This is a genomic window from Kocuria sp. (assembly GCF_030538595.1).
Classification (GTDB): domain Bacteria; phylum Actinomycetota; class Actinomycetes; order Actinomycetales; family Micrococcaceae; genus Kocuria.
Genome location: NZ_JAUNTS010000021.1, coordinates 1 through 15,412, shown reverse-complemented (window position 1 = coordinate 15,412; position 15,412 = coordinate 1). Strand labels below are relative to the sequence as shown.

Below are 15,412 nucleotides of genomic sequence, written 5' to 3'. Positions count from 1 at the left end.
CCCCCCCCCCCCGGGGGGGGGGCCCCCCCCCCGGGGGGGGGGGGCGCCACAACTCACTGATGGGGGGAAAGTTCACGGAACAGCACCGGGTTGCCGCTGGACCCTACGCGGTGGAGGATCGAATCATGAACAAACTTGCCCTGATCACCGGAGCCTCCGCAGGTATTGGCTTTGAACTGGCTCGGCAGTTGGCCGAACGTGGCCATGACATTGCCGGGGTCGGTGTCGGCCGGCGCATCCACGAACTTCCGGACAAACTGCCTCATGTGCAGGTTCTGCCCATCCAGGCGGATTTGGCCACCGAAGAGGGCGTGGCACACGTGTGGTCGGAGGTAGAGGCGTTGGGGAGGCAGATCGACGTCGTCGCACTGAATGCGGGCAAAAGTCTGGGTGGCGCTTTCCTGGACACAGACCTGGCCGAAGAAGAGCAGATGATTGCGCTCAACATCACTTCCCAGGTGCGGCTGGCCAAGCGCGTGGTGCGCAAGCTGGCCGAGCAGCGGCATGGGCGCATTCTGATCACAACATCCATGTCTGCCCTGACCCCCACACCGTACGAATCCATCTACGGTCCCACTCGGGCCTTCATGTTCAGTTTTGCCGAGGGTCTACGCCAAGAGATGCGTGAGTACGGCGTCACCGTGACCGCTCTGCTGCCCGGTGCCACCGCCACCGATTTTCACCAGACCGCCGGGATGGGCAACACGGTGTTCGGCTCCAATGACTGGAAGAACGATCCTGCCCTGGTGGCTCGGCGTGGCCTGGACGCACTCTTTGCGGGTAGGGACCACGTGATTGGAGGGGATGCGAAAACCCGTAGGGCCGCCGTCGTGAACAAGCTCCTGCCGGAGCAGGTGAAGGCCCGCCGTTTTGCCAAGGACAGCAAACCCTCCTAGTCACGTGGTGCGGAGCCGCGCCTCAGCCGAGCGACGACGACGCCCACCAGCACCGCCGCTGAAGCCACACCGGCCACCCACACCAGAATGGGTGACTGGAACTGGCCCTCCGTGCGAGCCACTGCAATCCACGCCAAGCCCCACGCAGTGGCCAGGGCAGGAGCCAAGCGACCCCGCGTGAAAATCGCCAACCCATTGGCGATCAACGCAGCCACGGTGATGATCGCCACCGTGGCCAACTCCCAGCCGCTGAATCCGGCCAAGCCCACTCCGCCTGCCAACCAGGCCGTGATGTTGGCGGCCACTGCCACGCACACCCAGCCAAGGTACAGGCCCATGGTGCCGTCCACCAGCAGTGTCTCCACCCAACCGCTGGTCCGCGTGGACATCATCAGCAGCAGGGTCCGGATCAGAACCAGCAGCAAGACCAGAATCACCGCCACGCTGCCCAGCAGGGAATCAAGACCAACCACACCCAGCCACGCGGCGTTGAGGAGGGCAGACCCGGCGATCCACGGGCGCAGGCGCCGCTGCCGTTCAGAACCACGGGCAGTCCGGCTCAGCTGCCAGATGCCGTAAACCGCCAGACCCAGGTAGACAACGGACCAGATGCTGAAGGCGGAGGAAGCGGGGGCAATGGGGGTGGCATCGGCATCAAGCCAGCCGCCCGCGGCCTCCGTGACCCCCTGTCCTCCTACGGCTCCGCTGCCCAAGAAGGCACCGAAGATGGCCACCACAACGGCAAAAAACGTCACGATGGCAGGGAACAGCTGCGTCTTGGGATCCACGGAGTCGCTGTGTGGTGGCGATACGACGGCGTGGTCCTGCTGAGCGGGTGACAAGGTAACTCCTACGAATAGCGAACTATTGGTCTGAGACCACCCTATGCGCCGGGTCTGACGCCACAAGGGCATCTAACCCACAGGAGCAGCGCTGGTGGGGCGCTCAGGTTCCGCAGAAGGTGACAAAATCCGCTGACGTTGATCCCGGCTGCTCCAGGTGGCTGAAGCCTTCCCTGCGCACGAATGGCTCCTGAACGGCAGCCAGAAGGTGGTTGAACTCAGCCAGATCTCCGCGTTCAGCTTGGGCCAAGGCTTGTTCCAGATGGTGATTGCGCGGGATGTAGACGGGGTTGTTGCGTTGCATCAACGCAGGGTCCGCCTGGCCATCCGGGGCCCATCGTTCGATCAATCGCTGCCGCTGGGCCTGCCAGGCGGACAGCTCCGGGGAATCCATCGGTACGGTCTGGCGGGCTTCGGCAATTGCTCGGAAGAAGAGGGTGAAGTCCTGCCCGGTGTTTTCCATCAGGTCAAAGGTCTGCTCCACAAAAGCGCGGAACTGGGTGAGAACTTTGGCCTCTGGTGACTCCCCCAGGTTGACCCCCAGTTTGGCGGCAAAGCCGCAAGCCAACGCGGTACTGTACTGGGACTCGAACTCTCTCAACACGTGGGTGGCTGCGTCGACGGCGGTGTCGGGATCGGCGTCGGCGTCTGCGTCTGCGATCAGGTCAATCAAAGTCTCTGCAAAGCGGGACAGGTTCCACAGGGCAATGCCCGGCTGGTTGTTGAACGCGTAGCGTGCCCCGCGGTCAATGGAGCTGAAGACCGCCGAACGGGTGAAGGTGTCAATGAACGCGCACGGGCCGTAATCAATGCCTTCCCCGGACATGGTCATGTTGTCCGTGTTCATCACCCCGTGCACAAACCCAACCAGCATCCACTGCGCCACCAGGCGGGCTTGAGCGTGGGTCACACATCGCAAGAGCTCGACGTAGGGGTTGTGCGCACGTGCGGCCGCCGGCCAGTGGCGTTGGATGGTGTAGTCCGCCAGGGCGCGCCTGATCTCCAGGGGATGGTGCACCGCGGCGAACTGGAAGGTGCCCACGCGCAGGTGACTTGCGGCAACGCGGGTCAGTATGGCGCCTGGTTCCAGATCTGGTTGGCGCCGTTGGATCTGCTCTCCGGTTGTCATCACGGCCAATCCGCGGGTGGTGGGGATGCCCAGAGCCTGCATGGCCTCTCCCACCAGGTACTCCCGCAGCATGGGTCCCAAGGGGGCTTTGCCGTCACCACCGCGGGAGAACGGTGTTCGGCCGCTGCCTTTGAGGTGCAGATCAACGCGGCCACTGGCGGAGGTCATTTCTCCCAACAGAACCGCGCGGCCATCCCCGAGTTGCGGCACAAAACTCCCGAATTGATGCCCTGCGTAAGCCTGGGCATAGGTGGTGAGGGTTTCGGTATGGGCTGAGCCGCTGTCCTGCGCGTCCGGTTCTGCCGAACCAGGAACAGCGGTGCCGCTGAGCCAGGCCAACCCAGTGTGCGAACGCAGAAAGGCTGGGTCCAAGCCGAGTTCACCGGCCAGCTGACTGTTGAGAACCACCAGCGATTCCGGCTCAACCCCTGCGGGCCAGGGAACTGAAAGCTGCGGGACCGTCTGGGCGTAGGTGCTCTCCAAACGGATCGAGTGGCGGTGGGACTGAGCGGTCATGACTGCTGGTTGACCTCACGCTGAATCAACGATCCGCACGTTGTCCGCCATCCGTCCACTGCGTGCGGGGGCGGGGGATCAATCCAGGCCAGGGACAGGCGGTCCTCCATGTTCTCCAGCAAGTCAGAGGGCGAATTCAGGCGTTGAGCTTCGCCCGTGGAGCAATTCACAAAGCTCTTGCGGATGGCGGACTCGGTGTGTGTGAGCATGGTTCCCACAGTCAACCATGAGGTGACCGGCAAAAACTCTAGGTATGGGTGACGCTGCAACGCATGCAGCCCCGTCTGCACCCTTACCCAAGGTTTTCCGCAGATGAGGAGGAGTTGCAGATGACCAAGGTAGTTGTGGTGGGTGCAGGCTTTGCAGGGGTGTGGACGGCAGCGGGCATTGTCCGTCAGGCGGAGCTCCATGGCGGAAATGCTGACCCCATCCAGGTCACGGTGGTGGCACCCAATGATGACCTGGTGATCCGGCCCCGTCTCTATGAAGATGATCCTCAGTCCATGCGCGTACCCCTGGATCGCACGCTCGGACCCATTGGTGTGAAGCGCGTGGCAGCCACCGTGACTGAGATCAACACGGTGGATCACACCGTGACCGCTCTGGACCGGGAAGCTCGTGTGGTGCAACTGCCCTATGACCGTTTGGTGCTGGCTGCGGGTAGTTCTCTGGTGCGCCCGCAGCTCCAAGGGTCGGAGCATCTGTTTGACGTGGATTCCATGCCTGCTGCTGCGCGACTCCACGCACACATCAACAATTTGGGCCGTTGGGCCGATCACACGGATGGATCCGATGCGCCCACGGAGTCCCACCACCCCGGCCAGTTCACCGCTGTGGTGGTTGGTGGCGGATTCACGGGCTTGGAGGTTGCCACGGAACTTCCGCGTCGGTTGGCGGAGGTGGCCGGTGATCATCCTGTGCGGGTGATCCTGGTGGACCGCGCGGAGGAACTGGCTGCCCCGCTGGGTGAAGGCCCGCGCCCCACCATTGCGGCGGCATTGGATCAGCACGGTGTTGAGGTACGCCAAGGTGCATCCGTTGAATCGTTGACCACAGAATCCGTGACCTTGACCGGTGGGGAGGTGATCCCCGCATCCACGGTGATTTGGACCGCAGGTATGCGTGCCAGCTCTTTGACGGATCAGGTTCCCGGCGAGCGGGACAAGCTGGGCCGGTTGGTGGTGGACAGCACCTTGCGGGTCATCGGTGTTCCGGATGTTTATGCAACCGGTGACTGTGCCGCCGCCCAGGCGGATGCCGAACATCTGGCCATGCAGGCGTGCCAACATGCGGTACCTCTGGGCAAACACGCGGGGCACAATGTTGCCGCCGATCTCCTGGGCCGTGAAACAGCGGAGTTCGCCCCGGACCAGTACGTGACCTGCTTGGACTTGGGTCCGGGTGAGGCGGTGTTCACCACCGGGTGGGACCGCGAGGTGCAGATGACCGGCCAGGAGGCCAAAGCGCTCAAGTCGCAGATCAACACCGAGTGGATTTACCCGCCTGTGGACGATCGCCAAGCAATTTTGGATCTGGCTGATCACCGGCGCACGTGGCCTATCGACTGATGCACGTCCACCAGGAAAATCGGGGCTCCCTGGGACATCCACGCCGCAGCCTGACCGGATTGCTCGGGGATACCGCTGGAAGGCGGGCGTGCTGCTGTGGCCTACCGTAGGGGTATGACCCCCCAACACCACGCGGACAAGAATGAACGCGACCTTGAAGCCGGAATTCAGCGCGATTTCAGCGAGCGCATGTCCTACGGCGCCTACCTGGATTTGGAGCGTTTACTCACCGCTCAGCACCCCGTCAGCTCCCCCGAGCATCACGATGAGATGCTGTTCATCATCCAGCATCAGACCACCGAGTTGTGGCTCAAGCTGGTTGTTCACGAACTGGAATCGGCCTGTCAGCTGATCCGGGAGGACAAGCTGCAGCAGGCCCTCAAACGTATTGCCCGGGTCAAACACATTCAGCGCACACTCACGGAGCAGTGGTCTGTTTTGGCCACCCTGACACCGTCGGAATACGTGGAATTCCGGGCTGACCTGGGTAATTCGTCAGGTTTCCAGTCCTGGCAGTACCGCGCCGTCGAATTCCTGCTGGGCAACAAGAATGCCGGGATGCTGGAAATTTTCGACGCCGACCCCTCCTCCCGCACCACTCTGGAGTCGCTGTTGAATCGGCCCAGCCTGTACGACGAGTTTCTGCACTACCTGGCGCGCCGCGGCTATGCGATTCCGGATGATCTCCTCACCCGGAACGTGCGCGTGGCTCATACCTTCAGCGCTGAGCTACTGGCTGTTTTTCAGCAGATTTACACCTCACCGGAGACCAACTGGACCATTTATGAAACCTGCGAGGAACTGGTGGATTTGGAGGAGAACTTCCAGGTCTGGAGGTTCCGCCACCTGCGCACGGTGATGCGCATCATCGGGTGGAAGCGTGGCACAGGAGGCTCCAGCGGTGTGGGGTTCTTGCAGAAAGCACTGGATCTGACGTTCTTCCCGGAGCTTTTTGCGGTGCGCACGGAGATCGGCAACCAGAGCGGAGATGGCGCACGGTGAACATGGACCCCATGAAAACTGCGGAGGTTGCCAGTACTCGGTACGCGGCGGAACTGGATGCTGCAGATTCGCTGGCGGCATTCCGGCATGAGTTTGTGCCCAACCCTCAGCTGGTGGCCTACCTGGATGGAAATTCACTGGGTAGGCCCACGCTTGCGGCAGACCGACGATTACAGGGATTTGCTGCTGACGAGTGGGGAGATCGTCTGATTCGGGGGTGGGATGAAGGGTGGTTTGACTTGCCTCTGACCCTGGGCGATCGCCTTGGATCAGCTGTGCTGGGCAGCGCACCCGGGCAGACGTTCATGGGTGAATCCACCACCGTGATCCTTTACAAGCTCATTCACGCAGCGCTCACAGCCCGCCCGGACCGCACGGAGCTGGTGGTGGACACGGACAATTTCCCCACGGACAGGTATCTGGTGCAGGGAATTGCCGCTGACCGTGGGCTCACCGTCCGTTGGATTGAACCAGACCCCGCTGCCGGTGTGACCCCTGAGCAGGTGGCTCAGGTGGTCAACGAACGCACGGCTCTGGTGCTTCTGAGCCAGGTGGCCTACCGCTCCGGGTACCTCAGTGACGTTGCCGCGATCACCGGCATCACGCACGACGTCGGTGCACTGGCCCTATGGGACCTTTGCCATTCCGCCGGAGTCATGGAAATCAACCTGGATGCTTGGGGTGTGGATCTTGCGGCCGGGTGCACGTACAAGTACCTCAATGGTGGTCCCGGTTCGGCTGCCTTTGGGTATGTGCGCTCAGAATTGATTACGCAGATGCAGCAGCCCATTCAGGGATGGATGGGCGCAGCCAACGCTTTCCAGATGGGTCCGCAGTACCAGGCTGATGCCGGTATCCGCCGCTTCATCAGCGGCACCCCCTCCATCATGTCCATGCTGCCGCTGGCGGAGTCCTTGGGGATGATCGAACAGGCCGGTGTGCCCGCCATACGTGCCAAGTCCGTTGCGCTCACCGATTACGCGCTGGAACTCTACGACGCTCTGCTGGCTCCCCTGGGTGTCAGGCTGGGTTCTCCGCGGGACGCAGGAGTCCGGGGCGGGCATCTGACTGTGCTTCATGATTCTTTTGAAGAGATTTTGCCGCAGCTGTGGGAGCGGGGTGTGATTCCGGACTTCCGCCGACCCAATGGATTGAGGTTGGGACTATCGCCGCTGTCCACCAGCTTTGAGGAAACCCGGCTGGGAGTGGTTGCCATCCTGGACGCGCTGAGGGCCGTGACGGAGAATCCCGCATGACATACATGCTACTTCCAACATACACACTGATGAAAATGGTTTTCAGTGAATGAGGAGCAGCACTTGGCCAAGCTGTTGGAGCAGGCCGCTGACACCTCCGGGATGACTGATCGGTTCACGTACGGATCAGATCCGTCCCAGTTCGTGGAGGTCTACGGAACCCCGAACGGGGCCGCCAACGCGGTGGTTTTCCTGCACGGTGGATACTTCCGGGAGAGCATCAACCTGAGCCATGCTCGCCCCATGGCCCGTGCTCTGGCGGATGGTGGATCGGTGGTGGGCCTGGTGGAATACCGTCGCGCCGGCGCAGACGGTGAAGCCAGCACCGGTGGGCACCCGCACACACTGGAGGACGTCTCCCGAGCCATACGCCAGTTCATCGCCCGGTTAAAACCACAAGTGGACCTGGTGGTTGCCGGTCACTCGGCCGGTGGATGCCTGGCCTTGGCCTGGGCCAGCCACTGTTCGCCCCAAGGGCCACCCGTGGCAGTGCGTGCTCTTGCCCCGATCACCGATCTTGTCCGGGAAGCACGGCTGGGCCTGGCCCGCGGTGCAGTCCTTGATTACATGGGTGTGCATCCGGACAACAGCCCCTCCGCCTACCTGCAAGAGGACCCGCGTTCCCGTGCGGCCCAGATTCCGCCGCGTGTGGATGTGTTGGTGCTGCACGGCACGGATGACGCCACCGTGGACATCAACTACTCACGGGACTTTCCAGCCACCCGGTTGGAGTTGGAAGGCGCGGAGCACTTTGACGTGATTGATCCGGCGTCGCGGTTCTTCCCCGCCGTGGCGGCCGCGCTGCGCCCCTGAACGATCCCGGGCACACGATGTGCAGTGGTAGTCGTACTCCCCTGTCAGTCGCAGTGCACCGATCACCTGCGGCACTTTGGTGAGGGGTTCAGCGAACTCAACCCGGGAGACGCCGTCGTGAGCTTAGCGTCACCAAGCACGCCCAAATCCATATGGTCTGGGCCCTGACGTGGCGGCGCGGCGATAGGGCATTGACAACGCGCGTAGCGTCAAAGGCATGACCGGAGAGAAGCATGAACAGCGGACTGCCACGGACGTCGTCGTCATCGGCGCCGGACCCGTGGGTGAGGTGGTGGCCCAATATGCCGTGGAAGGTGGGCTCTCCGTAACGCTGGTGGAGCACGAACTTCTGGGCGGCGAGTGTTCGTATTATGCATGCATTCCCAGCAAGGCGCTGCTGCGCCCCGTAGCGGTGGCAGACACCACCCTGGACCTACCCGGGGTCACGGATGCCGCCGTGGACGTTCCGGGTTTACTGGCCCGCCGGGACACGTGGGTTTCAGACTACGACGACGCCGGTCAACTCACCTGGGCTGCCCACGCTGGGGTTTCCGTGGTGCGGGGGCACGGGAAGTTGGTGGGTGAACGTCTGGTCCAGGTTGATGACCACATGCTTCTGGAGGCCCGCCGGGCCGTTGTGATCGCCACCGGAAGTTCGCCGATCATTCCGCCCGTGTTCCAGGATGTGGAGCCCTGGACCTCACGTGATGCCACCGGGGTGCGGGAAATCCCGGCGCACCTTGTGATCGTGGGAGGCGGCGTAGTGGCCTGCGAAGCTGCCACCTGGATGGCCGCGCTGGGATCTCGCGTGACCATGTTGGTTCGCGGTGACCGTTTGCTCTCCGGCTGGGAGGAGTTTGCGGGGGGTGCCGTGGCCCAGTCTCTGCGGGGGACACGGGCTACACAGGCTCTACGGCAGCGCGGTGTGGAAGTGCGGTTCGGCACGGAGGTGCGTGGGGCGAATCGACCAAATGCTGCCACTACGGGACTTGGGCGACTCCACGGAGGACCGGTGTCTCTGACGTTGAGCGACGAATCCACCGTGGAAGCGGAGGAAATTCTGGTGGCCACGGGGCGGCGCCCCTCCCTGGACGCCGTAGGACTGGACGCTGTGGGAGTGTCCGCTGACGCCGTTCTGTCCGGCGAGCTCCCTGACTGGTTGCATGCTGTTGGGGATGCCACCGGCACTGCTCCCCTGACTCACGTGGGCAAATACCACGCCCGTGTGCTGGGAACCCGGTTGGCAGCTGATGCCGGTGGGGTATCCGACCACCCCGCCCCGGATGTGGTTCCGGTCCCCCAGGCAGTTTTCACGCAGCCCCAAGCGGCGATGGTGGGCAGGACCGAGGCGCAGGCACGTCAGGACGGAGTGGATGTTGTGGTCTCCCAGGTGCCATACAACGCAGCTGCCGGTACCGCTCTGCTGCAGGACTCCGTGAGCGGGGCCGCCAAGATTGTGGTGGATCGCTCCACGGGGGTTCTTGTGGGTGCCACCTTTGTGGGGCCCGATGCTGCCGAGCAACTTCATGCCGCCACGGTGGCCATCACGGGCGGGGTGCCCGTTCACGTACTGCGCCATGCGATCCCCAGTTTCCCCGCCGTATCCGAATTGTGGCTGCCGTTGCTGGAGGGACTGCCGACAGAGCTGCGGTGAGCCCCACCCTGTGCCAGCAATTCATGAATCGGTCTGTGATGACGGTGCGTGACGGGGTTTTCGGTCTGGTTTTCCACAGATTTTTGGTCTGAGTTCCCTGGCCAGGTGTTGGTTGTTTAGGGTCGAGGCACGTTCATCCTGGTGACCGTCCATCTGGCGGTGAGCAGGTTTGGTTCTTTGTTTGGGGGTCGTCTGCCAGTGTCTGCTCGTTCTGCTGTGTTCACAGCTTCAGCTGTCCTCTTATTGGCAGGTGTCCTCACCGGTTGTGGTGACACCAACGACGCCGCCGGTGGTGGTGGTGATCCTTCGACTACCTCTGCTTCTGCTTCGGGGTCTGCTGGTGGGTCTGCCTCTGCTACTGGTGGTGAGTACGTGGAGGCTTCTGCTGAGGGCCCTGCCCAGAACGTGCCGGAGCCCACCAAACCCGCTCTGGCGGATGAGGAGTCTGTTGAGGGCGCGCAGGCGTTTTTGGATTACCTGTCGGATGCTCGGGCTTACGCCATGCAAACAGGCGATACATCCTTTGCTCGTGAGATCACCGCCGAACAGTGCGAATCGTGCATCAATGATTTCGATACGATTGACAGTCATTACAAGGCTGGTGGATGGGGATCATCTGGTCGAGAGTCGTTTTCCGTAGAATCAGATGCGCTGTCTGTAGATTCGCGATACGAAGTATATGCAATCCAGGCCAGGCTAGATTTTGAAGGTTTGACGTTCTGGGACGACCAGGGCCAACCTACGATGACTAAAGAGGCAGCTGACCACAGCCACGACAAAGTCACTGTTTATCTCGACTTCCGTGACGACGCATGGGTATTTGTAACCACCGGGCCAGCATTATGATGAAGATCAAGGTTCTCACATCATTCATCGCGCTCCTATTAATAGTGTGTTACCCCCAATCAGGTGAGACTGCTCCTCCTGAATTTGCATCAGATCTAGGGATGATTGACGCACCTGTGACGAGTGCGCAGGCTGATGGTGAGTCTGTGGTCGTGCGGGGATCTGACTCTCGGCGTGGGGTACCTGCTTCATCTGGTACTGGCTCGATGAATGTAGATATCGCTGAAGGTGCTGTGGCCTCCGCGGAGTCCGCAGGAGGCGGTCGGGCCCTAACCCTGCAGGAATACGAAGCGAATCTCGTGCAGTACACCACGGCTGTGATCGACCAAGAACGCGAAGCCTCTGGTGTGCGCAGTAGTAACCTCCCAGACGCTGGCTCTGGCCAGTACGCCGTGGTCGACACCTGCGCAGACGCCCCAGACCAACAGGCATGTCAGGAACAAGAGTCTTGCACCATGGAGGATGGTTCCACCGGGCAGAACTATTACGTTGAGGTCGATCAAGGATCAAACACCCAACGGGTTTCCCGTCCTCTGTGCCTGCCTGCCGGTGAGGTCCCGGAATCAGGGTCCATGCCCCTCCCCGTATTCACCGTCAACGATCTCCAACGCTTGGACATCGCCGCAGCGGTTTCCGTGGTGGAACCTGCCCCGCACACGTTGATCAACTACAACACCAACGTCTACGCAGAAGCCACAGCCCAGGAATTCACCACCACCCTGGCCGGATACCCCGTCACCGTGCGGGTCTACCCCATCGAGTACGCCTGGGATTACGGTGACGGTGCTTCTTTTGGTCCTACACCGCTGTCGGGGTACCCGTTGGATGAGGACCAGTGGGACACGGTGACTGATACCAGTCACCGGTACACCGAGACCGGGGATGTACAGGTCACCCTGGCCACTGTTTTTGAGGGTGAGTATTCCGTGGCTGGTGGGCCTTGGTTGGCTGTGGAGGGTACTTCCACGGTGACCAGCACCCCGGTGGAGCTCTCCGTGTGGCGGGCGAAGGTGCGTAACTATGCTGATGACTGCATCCAAAACCCCCATGGCGCCGGCTGCTGAACTAAGACCTCAATCCCCGAACTTCTCCAACAGCGCCAAGGCGGAGTCTTTGCCAAGTTGGTGAGCAGCCAGCGGACTGTCACCGCTCAGTAGGTTGCGGTCACGGAGGGTGGCACCGGTCATGTCGGAGTTGGTGACCTCAATGCCTGCCTGCTCCAAGGCTTCACCCAGAGCCCACGGCATCTCGCCCGGTAGGTAGCCGATCTCAATGTTGGCGCCGAAATCCAAAGAGTCCGGGAAGGCCACCGTCTTGTACCCGGCAAAGGGGTTGGCTTCACGCCCAACACCGGCCGCCAAAAGACCAGCCGGTCCGTGGCACAAGGTGATGATCAAGCGGTCATTGGCCAGGAAGAACTCCAAGGCGTCCCGCAACTCGGGGCTGGAGGGCAGACCGTTCATGGCACCGTGCCCACCGGGGATGAAAATCGCTGCGTAGTCGTCCAACCCGTCAACAAGCACATCGGCCAGCTTGAGAGGGGACTTAAAGCTCTCTTGGGTGAGAGACCAGGCGGACTTGACGGCGGCGTCGTCGTGAGGAAAGGCCCACCATTCCAACTTTCCGGGCCCGCCGCTGACAGTGGCCACGTCAATTCCGTAGCCGGCTTCCGCCATGTGATGAATGGGCAGCAGCGTTTCCACGGGGTGATTGCCGGTAGAGAAGAACGTGCCGTTGCGCATGGGCATGTAACGCTCGTCCGTGGCGATCACCAGCACCTTCCAGCGCCCGCCGGCATATTTCTGGTCCGTGGCCAGACCGTCAAAGTTGGTTTTGCTGGCGGTGTACTGGGACAGCGAATACGGCGAAGGGAAAAACGCGTTGTCCTCCGCCTGGTCAGCGGTGGGGGTGCGGTCTTGCGAATCGCTCATGGTGGGCGTCCTTTCGTGGTCTACCGTTGGGCAGTTGGTGCCGAGCAGTTCAGGTCAGCTCAGCAAAGAGTGGTAACCCTCCCGGTAAGTGGGGTATTCCAGCACGCCCACAAACTGCTGCATGCGGGTACTGTCCAGGGTCTTGCCCTCACTGCCTCCGGGCTTGTCAGGGGGCATGGGCACGTTGAGCTGCTCAGCGATGAAGGCAGCCACATCCCCCATGCTCGCAGGTTCGGTGTCCACGGCGTGCAACAACTGCGGCGGCTGCTCGGCTTCCAGGACCTTGGCCAGAACGGTCACCAGATCATCACGGTGGATCCGATTGGTGATGCGCGCGTGATTCATGGGACTGCCCTGCTTCACCCGATTGATCAGAGAGGTTCTGCCGGGGCCGTAGATTCCGGCAGGCCGGACGATCACCAGGTTGAGAAACAGTTCTTGGGCCAGGTGCTCGGCTTCCAGGAGGACTTTGGCGGTCTCCCGGGTGGGGTGGGGTTTGGCGTCCTCGGTCAGGGTGGCGCCGTCGGTGTCCCCCAGGACTCCCGTGCTGGACACCAGGACCGTTCGAGGCGGGAGACCGTTGGTCTGCATTGCTTGGTGCAGGCCGCGCAGCGCACCCAGATAGGTGCTGCGGTAGTCCTCAACGTCCCGGCCATCGGCCGTGAGCGTGATGACGACGCCGTCCGCCCCCGGCACGTCTTGATCCCCCGGGTTGGTGAGGTCCATGGAAATGGGGTTGATGCCCTGAGGGAGCTTGTCTGCGGAGCGGCGAATGCCGGAGGCGGTCCAGCCTTGTGCGCTGAGGCGCTGCCCCAGCGCGATGCCAACGTCCCCGCAGCCGACCAGAAGTACGTGGTGAGTCATGTAGTAAAGAGTGTCACGGGGTCGGACAGACAGGACAGCCCGAATCCCCTATCAGCGGACTGCCGCCAGGCCCCTGCGTCGATCAGCTAGAGAAATCACGGATCCGCTAGTTTCGTCGACTGCTTTCGCATCGTCATCCATCCGCTGGGTCCAACGCCGAATCCATGCAGGGGCAACGCCCGTCGCCCTACTAGCAGCCTGCTCATACGGGTCGCCGTAGACACGCTCCAATGCTTGGTGAAGCAGTCGAGGGCTCTCCGGCTTCACCTCAACGGGTTCCTCCGTCCGCCAACCTTGGCTCGACAACTGAATCGATAGCGACCGATAACGTTGAGCCGATATGACCCCCAAACCCTCTGCACGTTTCAAAATGGCCCCCACAGAAAGTCCGTAGTCAGCCTTAATACGCAGGTAAGCCTGTAGCGGTAGCGTTTCCGAAACGCGTTTTCTGACAATATGCTCAGGCAAGAGCAATGCTCCACTAAAGTTAAATGCTCGCCGCTCCTCAGGAGATCGTGTACTCTTAATGACAGACGTCAGGTTGCGGTCAAATATTAGATGCCCCAACTCGTGGCCTGCGCTCATTCGCAATACGTCCCCACGGTGCTGAGAGAGTAAAGAAATAGTCGGCCGCTCAACAACCGGGTGAGACCTAGAGATACCCGCGTGATCTGAGACTGCCGCGTGCGAGTCGTCCAGGTCGCAAATGACTCCAATGCCCATTCTTTCAATAAGCCGCAGCACATTCGGCACAGGATCGCTGGGACCCAAACCGGCACGGTCCCTCACCCATTCAGCAGCAGTCTCAGGGTCTGAATTGATTTCTTCCAAGGAGGGCATCTGGACTTGTCGGTAGTTGGACTCGACTGAAACATGCCGAAAGAGCCGGGATGCTTCATCATGGAGACGCTGGACGCGCCGCTCATCCCGAACACCTGCCCTAGCCTTCTTCCTAAACGTGTACCGACCAGCTGGTTCGTCTGGCACTGCAAAAAAGCTCAGCGGCAGGCCGAAGGCCGCACTCGCTTCAACTGCCAGCGTTGCAGGAAGAGGTTTGGTGCCCTTCTCAATGTGGGACAAGAAGCTTTGGGTGACCCCAAGGTGCTCAGCGAGGGCAGTCTGACTCAATCCATGAATGTCCCGCAGGGCCACCAAGCGGTCGCCATGCAGATGCAGTCCGTGGACGTCATTCACCGTTCTCACTTCGATCGATTTCTACTTCTGTCTCGCCAAAAAGGTCAGGGTCATCATCGCCACCGCGGAACTGGAAGTCGCCTATCAACTCACCGCCGGGTTGGATATCAACATCAACATCACACCTCACCGCTTGCCCGTAGCGCCCGGGCTCGAGCGTATGGACTAGGCGCAGCCGAAACTCCCCCAGAGAGGTGACAACGTAATCCCACAGCAGCAGGAACTCTACCTCCGGTTCCGGGCGCAACCGTCGCACCTCCAAGCCCGGGAGAGGCTGCTCCCAGGCTCGCCGCCGAGCGGGGTTTTTCCCAGCGACCGGGACACCACCGGGATACGTGCTACGTCTTTCCTTGAGGAAGCGCAGTTTGACACCCAGTTCAGGGTGCTTCAGATAGACCTGCCCCATGAGCCCGGGGTTGCCCGCGATTTCCCACCCAGGAGGCAACCCTGTGGCCACGAGATGCTCACGAAGTCCGATACGCACAACGAGGGGCCTGAAGTGCGGGTAGGTTTCATGCTTCCAGCCCCTGCAGCGCGTCTGAGCTTCCTGAACTCCAGTGGATGTCGCCTCGTACAACGAAGACGCCAGTTTCTTGACTTCCTGCTCTACCAGCCAAGCCATTTCACGCGTTGTCATATTATGACCTCCTCGAGCACTGAGGTCATAATATGACAACGCGTGAAACCTGCCTAGATGTCATGCAACTGATGCCATAGGCTGCGGTGCCTACCCCGCGCTCCCACGCTCACGTGCGGAGTCGTACAGGCCGAACTCCATCAACATGTCCACCAGCCGCCGGGAGTCCATCTTGCGGAAGAAATCCACCACCTCCGCGCTGGATTGTGGGCTCTTCACAATCCAGGGTGTAGTCGCGGTCTGAACCCGCCGGCTTCCAGAAGC

General features: G+C 61.5%; 15 protein-coding genes. 8 read left to right on the top strand and 7 right to left on the bottom strand.

Annotation, left to right across the window (positions count from 1 at the left end; genetic code table 11):
* Window positions 1-125: 125 nt before the first annotated feature.
* Window positions 126-896 (top strand): SDR family NAD(P)-dependent oxidoreductase, encoded by a 771-nt coding sequence (locus Q4G32_RS13550; protein WP_303352231.1) that lies wholly within the window; start codon window positions 126-128, stop codon window positions 894-896.
* Here Q4G32_RS13550 and Q4G32_RS13545 read toward each other — a convergent pair.
* The 3 genes from Q4G32_RS13545 to Q4G32_RS13535 all read right to left on the bottom strand — a co-directional run bounded on the left by Q4G32_RS13545 (window position 893) and on the right by Q4G32_RS13535 (window position 3,592).
* On the bottom strand, window positions 893-1,738 hold the full coding sequence (locus Q4G32_RS13545) for a tryptophan-rich sensory protein (protein WP_303352230.1): 846 nt from the start codon (window positions 1,736-1,738) through the stop codon (window positions 893-895). The genes Q4G32_RS13550 and Q4G32_RS13545 overlap by 4 nt on opposite strands.
* 103 nt (window positions 1,739-1,841) lie before the next feature.
* Entirely contained in the window at window positions 1,842-3,383 is a 1,542-nt protein-coding gene (locus tag Q4G32_RS13540; protein ID WP_303352229.1) for a protein adenylyltransferase SelO, read from the bottom strand.
* Window positions 3,380-3,592 (bottom strand): FBP domain-containing protein, encoded by a 213-nt coding sequence (locus tag Q4G32_RS13535; RefSeq protein ID WP_303352228.1) that lies wholly within the window; start codon window positions 3,590-3,592, stop codon window positions 3,380-3,382. Before Q4G32_RS13535 ends, Q4G32_RS13540 begins: the two co-directional genes overlap by 4 nt.
* Before the next feature lie 120 nt (window positions 3,593-3,712).
* Here Q4G32_RS13535 and Q4G32_RS13530 point away from each other — a divergent pair, with 120 nt between their 5' ends.
* From Q4G32_RS13530 to Q4G32_RS13500, 7 genes are all read left to right on the top strand, one after another.
* On the top strand, window positions 3,713-4,951 hold the full coding sequence (locus Q4G32_RS13530) for an NAD(P)/FAD-dependent oxidoreductase (protein WP_303352227.1): 1,239 nt from the start codon (window positions 3,713-3,715) through the stop codon (window positions 4,949-4,951).
* A 114-nt stretch (window positions 4,952-5,065) separates the two neighbouring features.
* On the top strand, window positions 5,066-5,953 hold the full coding sequence (kynA, locus tag Q4G32_RS13525) for a tryptophan 2,3-dioxygenase (protein WP_303352226.1): 888 nt from the start codon (window positions 5,066-5,068) through the stop codon (window positions 5,951-5,953).
* A gap of 11 nt (window positions 5,954-5,964) precedes the next feature.
* Entirely contained in the window at window positions 5,965-7,209 is a 1,245-nt protein-coding gene (locus Q4G32_RS13520; protein ID WP_303352225.1) for a kynureninase, read from the top strand.
* A gap of 45 nt (window positions 7,210-7,254) precedes the next feature.
* Window positions 7,255-8,022 (top strand): alpha/beta hydrolase, encoded by a 768-nt coding sequence (locus Q4G32_RS13515; RefSeq protein ID WP_303352224.1) that lies wholly within the window; start codon window positions 7,255-7,257, stop codon window positions 8,020-8,022.
* Between the two features lie 217 nt (window positions 8,023-8,239).
* Window positions 8,240-9,676 (top strand): dihydrolipoyl dehydrogenase family protein, encoded by a 1,437-nt coding sequence (locus Q4G32_RS13510; protein WP_303352223.1) that lies wholly within the window; start codon window positions 8,240-8,242, stop codon window positions 9,674-9,676.
* Window positions 9,677-9,817: 141 nt separating this feature from the next.
* Complete coding sequence (locus tag Q4G32_RS13505) at window positions 9,818-10,522, top strand: DUF6318 family protein (protein WP_303352222.1); 705 nt, start codon at window positions 9,818-9,820, stop codon at window positions 10,520-10,522.
* A 206-nt stretch (window positions 10,523-10,728) separates the two neighbouring features.
* Window positions 10,729-11,586 carry a hypothetical protein gene (locus Q4G32_RS13500; protein ID WP_303352220.1) on the top strand — a complete coding sequence of 286 codons (858 nt, stop codon included), beginning with the start codon at window positions 10,729-10,731 and terminating at the stop codon, window positions 11,584-11,586.
* A gap of 9 nt (window positions 11,587-11,595) precedes the next feature.
* Here Q4G32_RS13500 and hchA read toward each other — a convergent pair whose 3' ends face one another.
* From hchA to Q4G32_RS13485, 4 genes are read right to left on the bottom strand one after another with little or no spacing between them, the layout of a single operon-like run.
* Window positions 11,596-12,453, bottom strand: coding sequence for a glyoxalase III HchA (hchA, locus tag Q4G32_RS13495; protein WP_303352219.1), 858 nt, complete (start codon window positions 12,451-12,453; stop codon window positions 11,596-11,598).
* Between the two features lie 54 nt (window positions 12,454-12,507).
* Complete coding sequence (locus Q4G32_RS13490; protein WP_303352217.1) at window positions 12,508-13,317, bottom strand: SDR family oxidoreductase; 810 nt, start codon at window positions 13,315-13,317, stop codon at window positions 12,508-12,510.
* Window positions 13,318-13,368: 51 nt separating this feature from the next.
* On the bottom strand, window positions 13,369-14,469 hold the full coding sequence (locus Q4G32_RS14020; RefSeq protein ID WP_368660403.1) for an XRE family transcriptional regulator: 1,101 nt from the start codon (window positions 14,467-14,469) through the stop codon (window positions 13,369-13,371).
* Between the two features lie 34 nt (window positions 14,470-14,503).
* Window positions 14,504-15,148, bottom strand: a complete 645-nt coding sequence (locus Q4G32_RS13485; RefSeq protein ID WP_303352216.1) for a hypothetical protein — start codon at window positions 15,146-15,148, stop codon at window positions 14,504-14,506.
* Between the last annotated feature and the right edge of the window lie 264 nt (window positions 15,149-15,412).

Excerpts from the sequence above, each read along its gene's own strand:
- Q4G32_RS13540 (WP_303352229.1), bottom strand. The coding sequence starts at position 3,383 with ATGACCGCTCAGTCCCACCGCCACTCGATCCGTTTGGAGAGCACCTAC.
- Q4G32_RS13485 (WP_303352216.1), bottom strand. The coding sequence starts at position 15,148 with ATGACAACGCGTGAAATGGCTTGGCTGGTAGAGCAGGAAGTCAAGAAA.
- Q4G32_RS13490 (WP_303352217.1), bottom strand. The coding sequence starts at position 13,317 with ATGACTCACCACGTACTTCTGGTCGGCTGCGGGGACGTTGGCATCGCG.
- Q4G32_RS13550 (WP_303352231.1), top strand. The coding sequence starts at position 126 with ATGAACAAACTTGCCCTGATCACCGGAGCCTCCGCAGGTATTGGCTTT.
- hchA (WP_303352219.1), bottom strand. The coding sequence starts at position 12,453 with ATGAGCGATTCGCAAGACCGCACCCCCACCGCTGACCAGGCGGAGGAC.
- Q4G32_RS13520 (WP_303352225.1), top strand. The coding sequence starts at position 5,965 with ATGAAAACTGCGGAGGTTGCCAGTACTCGGTACGCGGCGGAACTGGAT.
- Q4G32_RS13510 (WP_303352223.1), top strand. The coding sequence starts at position 8,240 with ATGACCGGAGAGAAGCATGAACAGCGGACTGCCACGGACGTCGTCGTC.
- kynA (WP_303352226.1), top strand. The coding sequence starts at position 5,066 with ATGACCCCCCAACACCACGCGGACAAGAATGAACGCGACCTTGAAGCC.
- Q4G32_RS13530 (WP_303352227.1), top strand. The coding sequence starts at position 3,713 with ATGACCAAGGTAGTTGTGGTGGGTGCAGGCTTTGCAGGGGTGTGGACG.
- Q4G32_RS13535 (WP_303352228.1), bottom strand. The coding sequence starts at position 3,592 with ATGCTCACACACACCGAGTCCGCCATCCGCAAGAGCTTTGTGAATTGC.
- Q4G32_RS13500 (WP_303352220.1), top strand. The coding sequence starts at position 10,729 with ATGAATGTAGATATCGCTGAAGGTGCTGTGGCCTCCGCGGAGTCCGCA.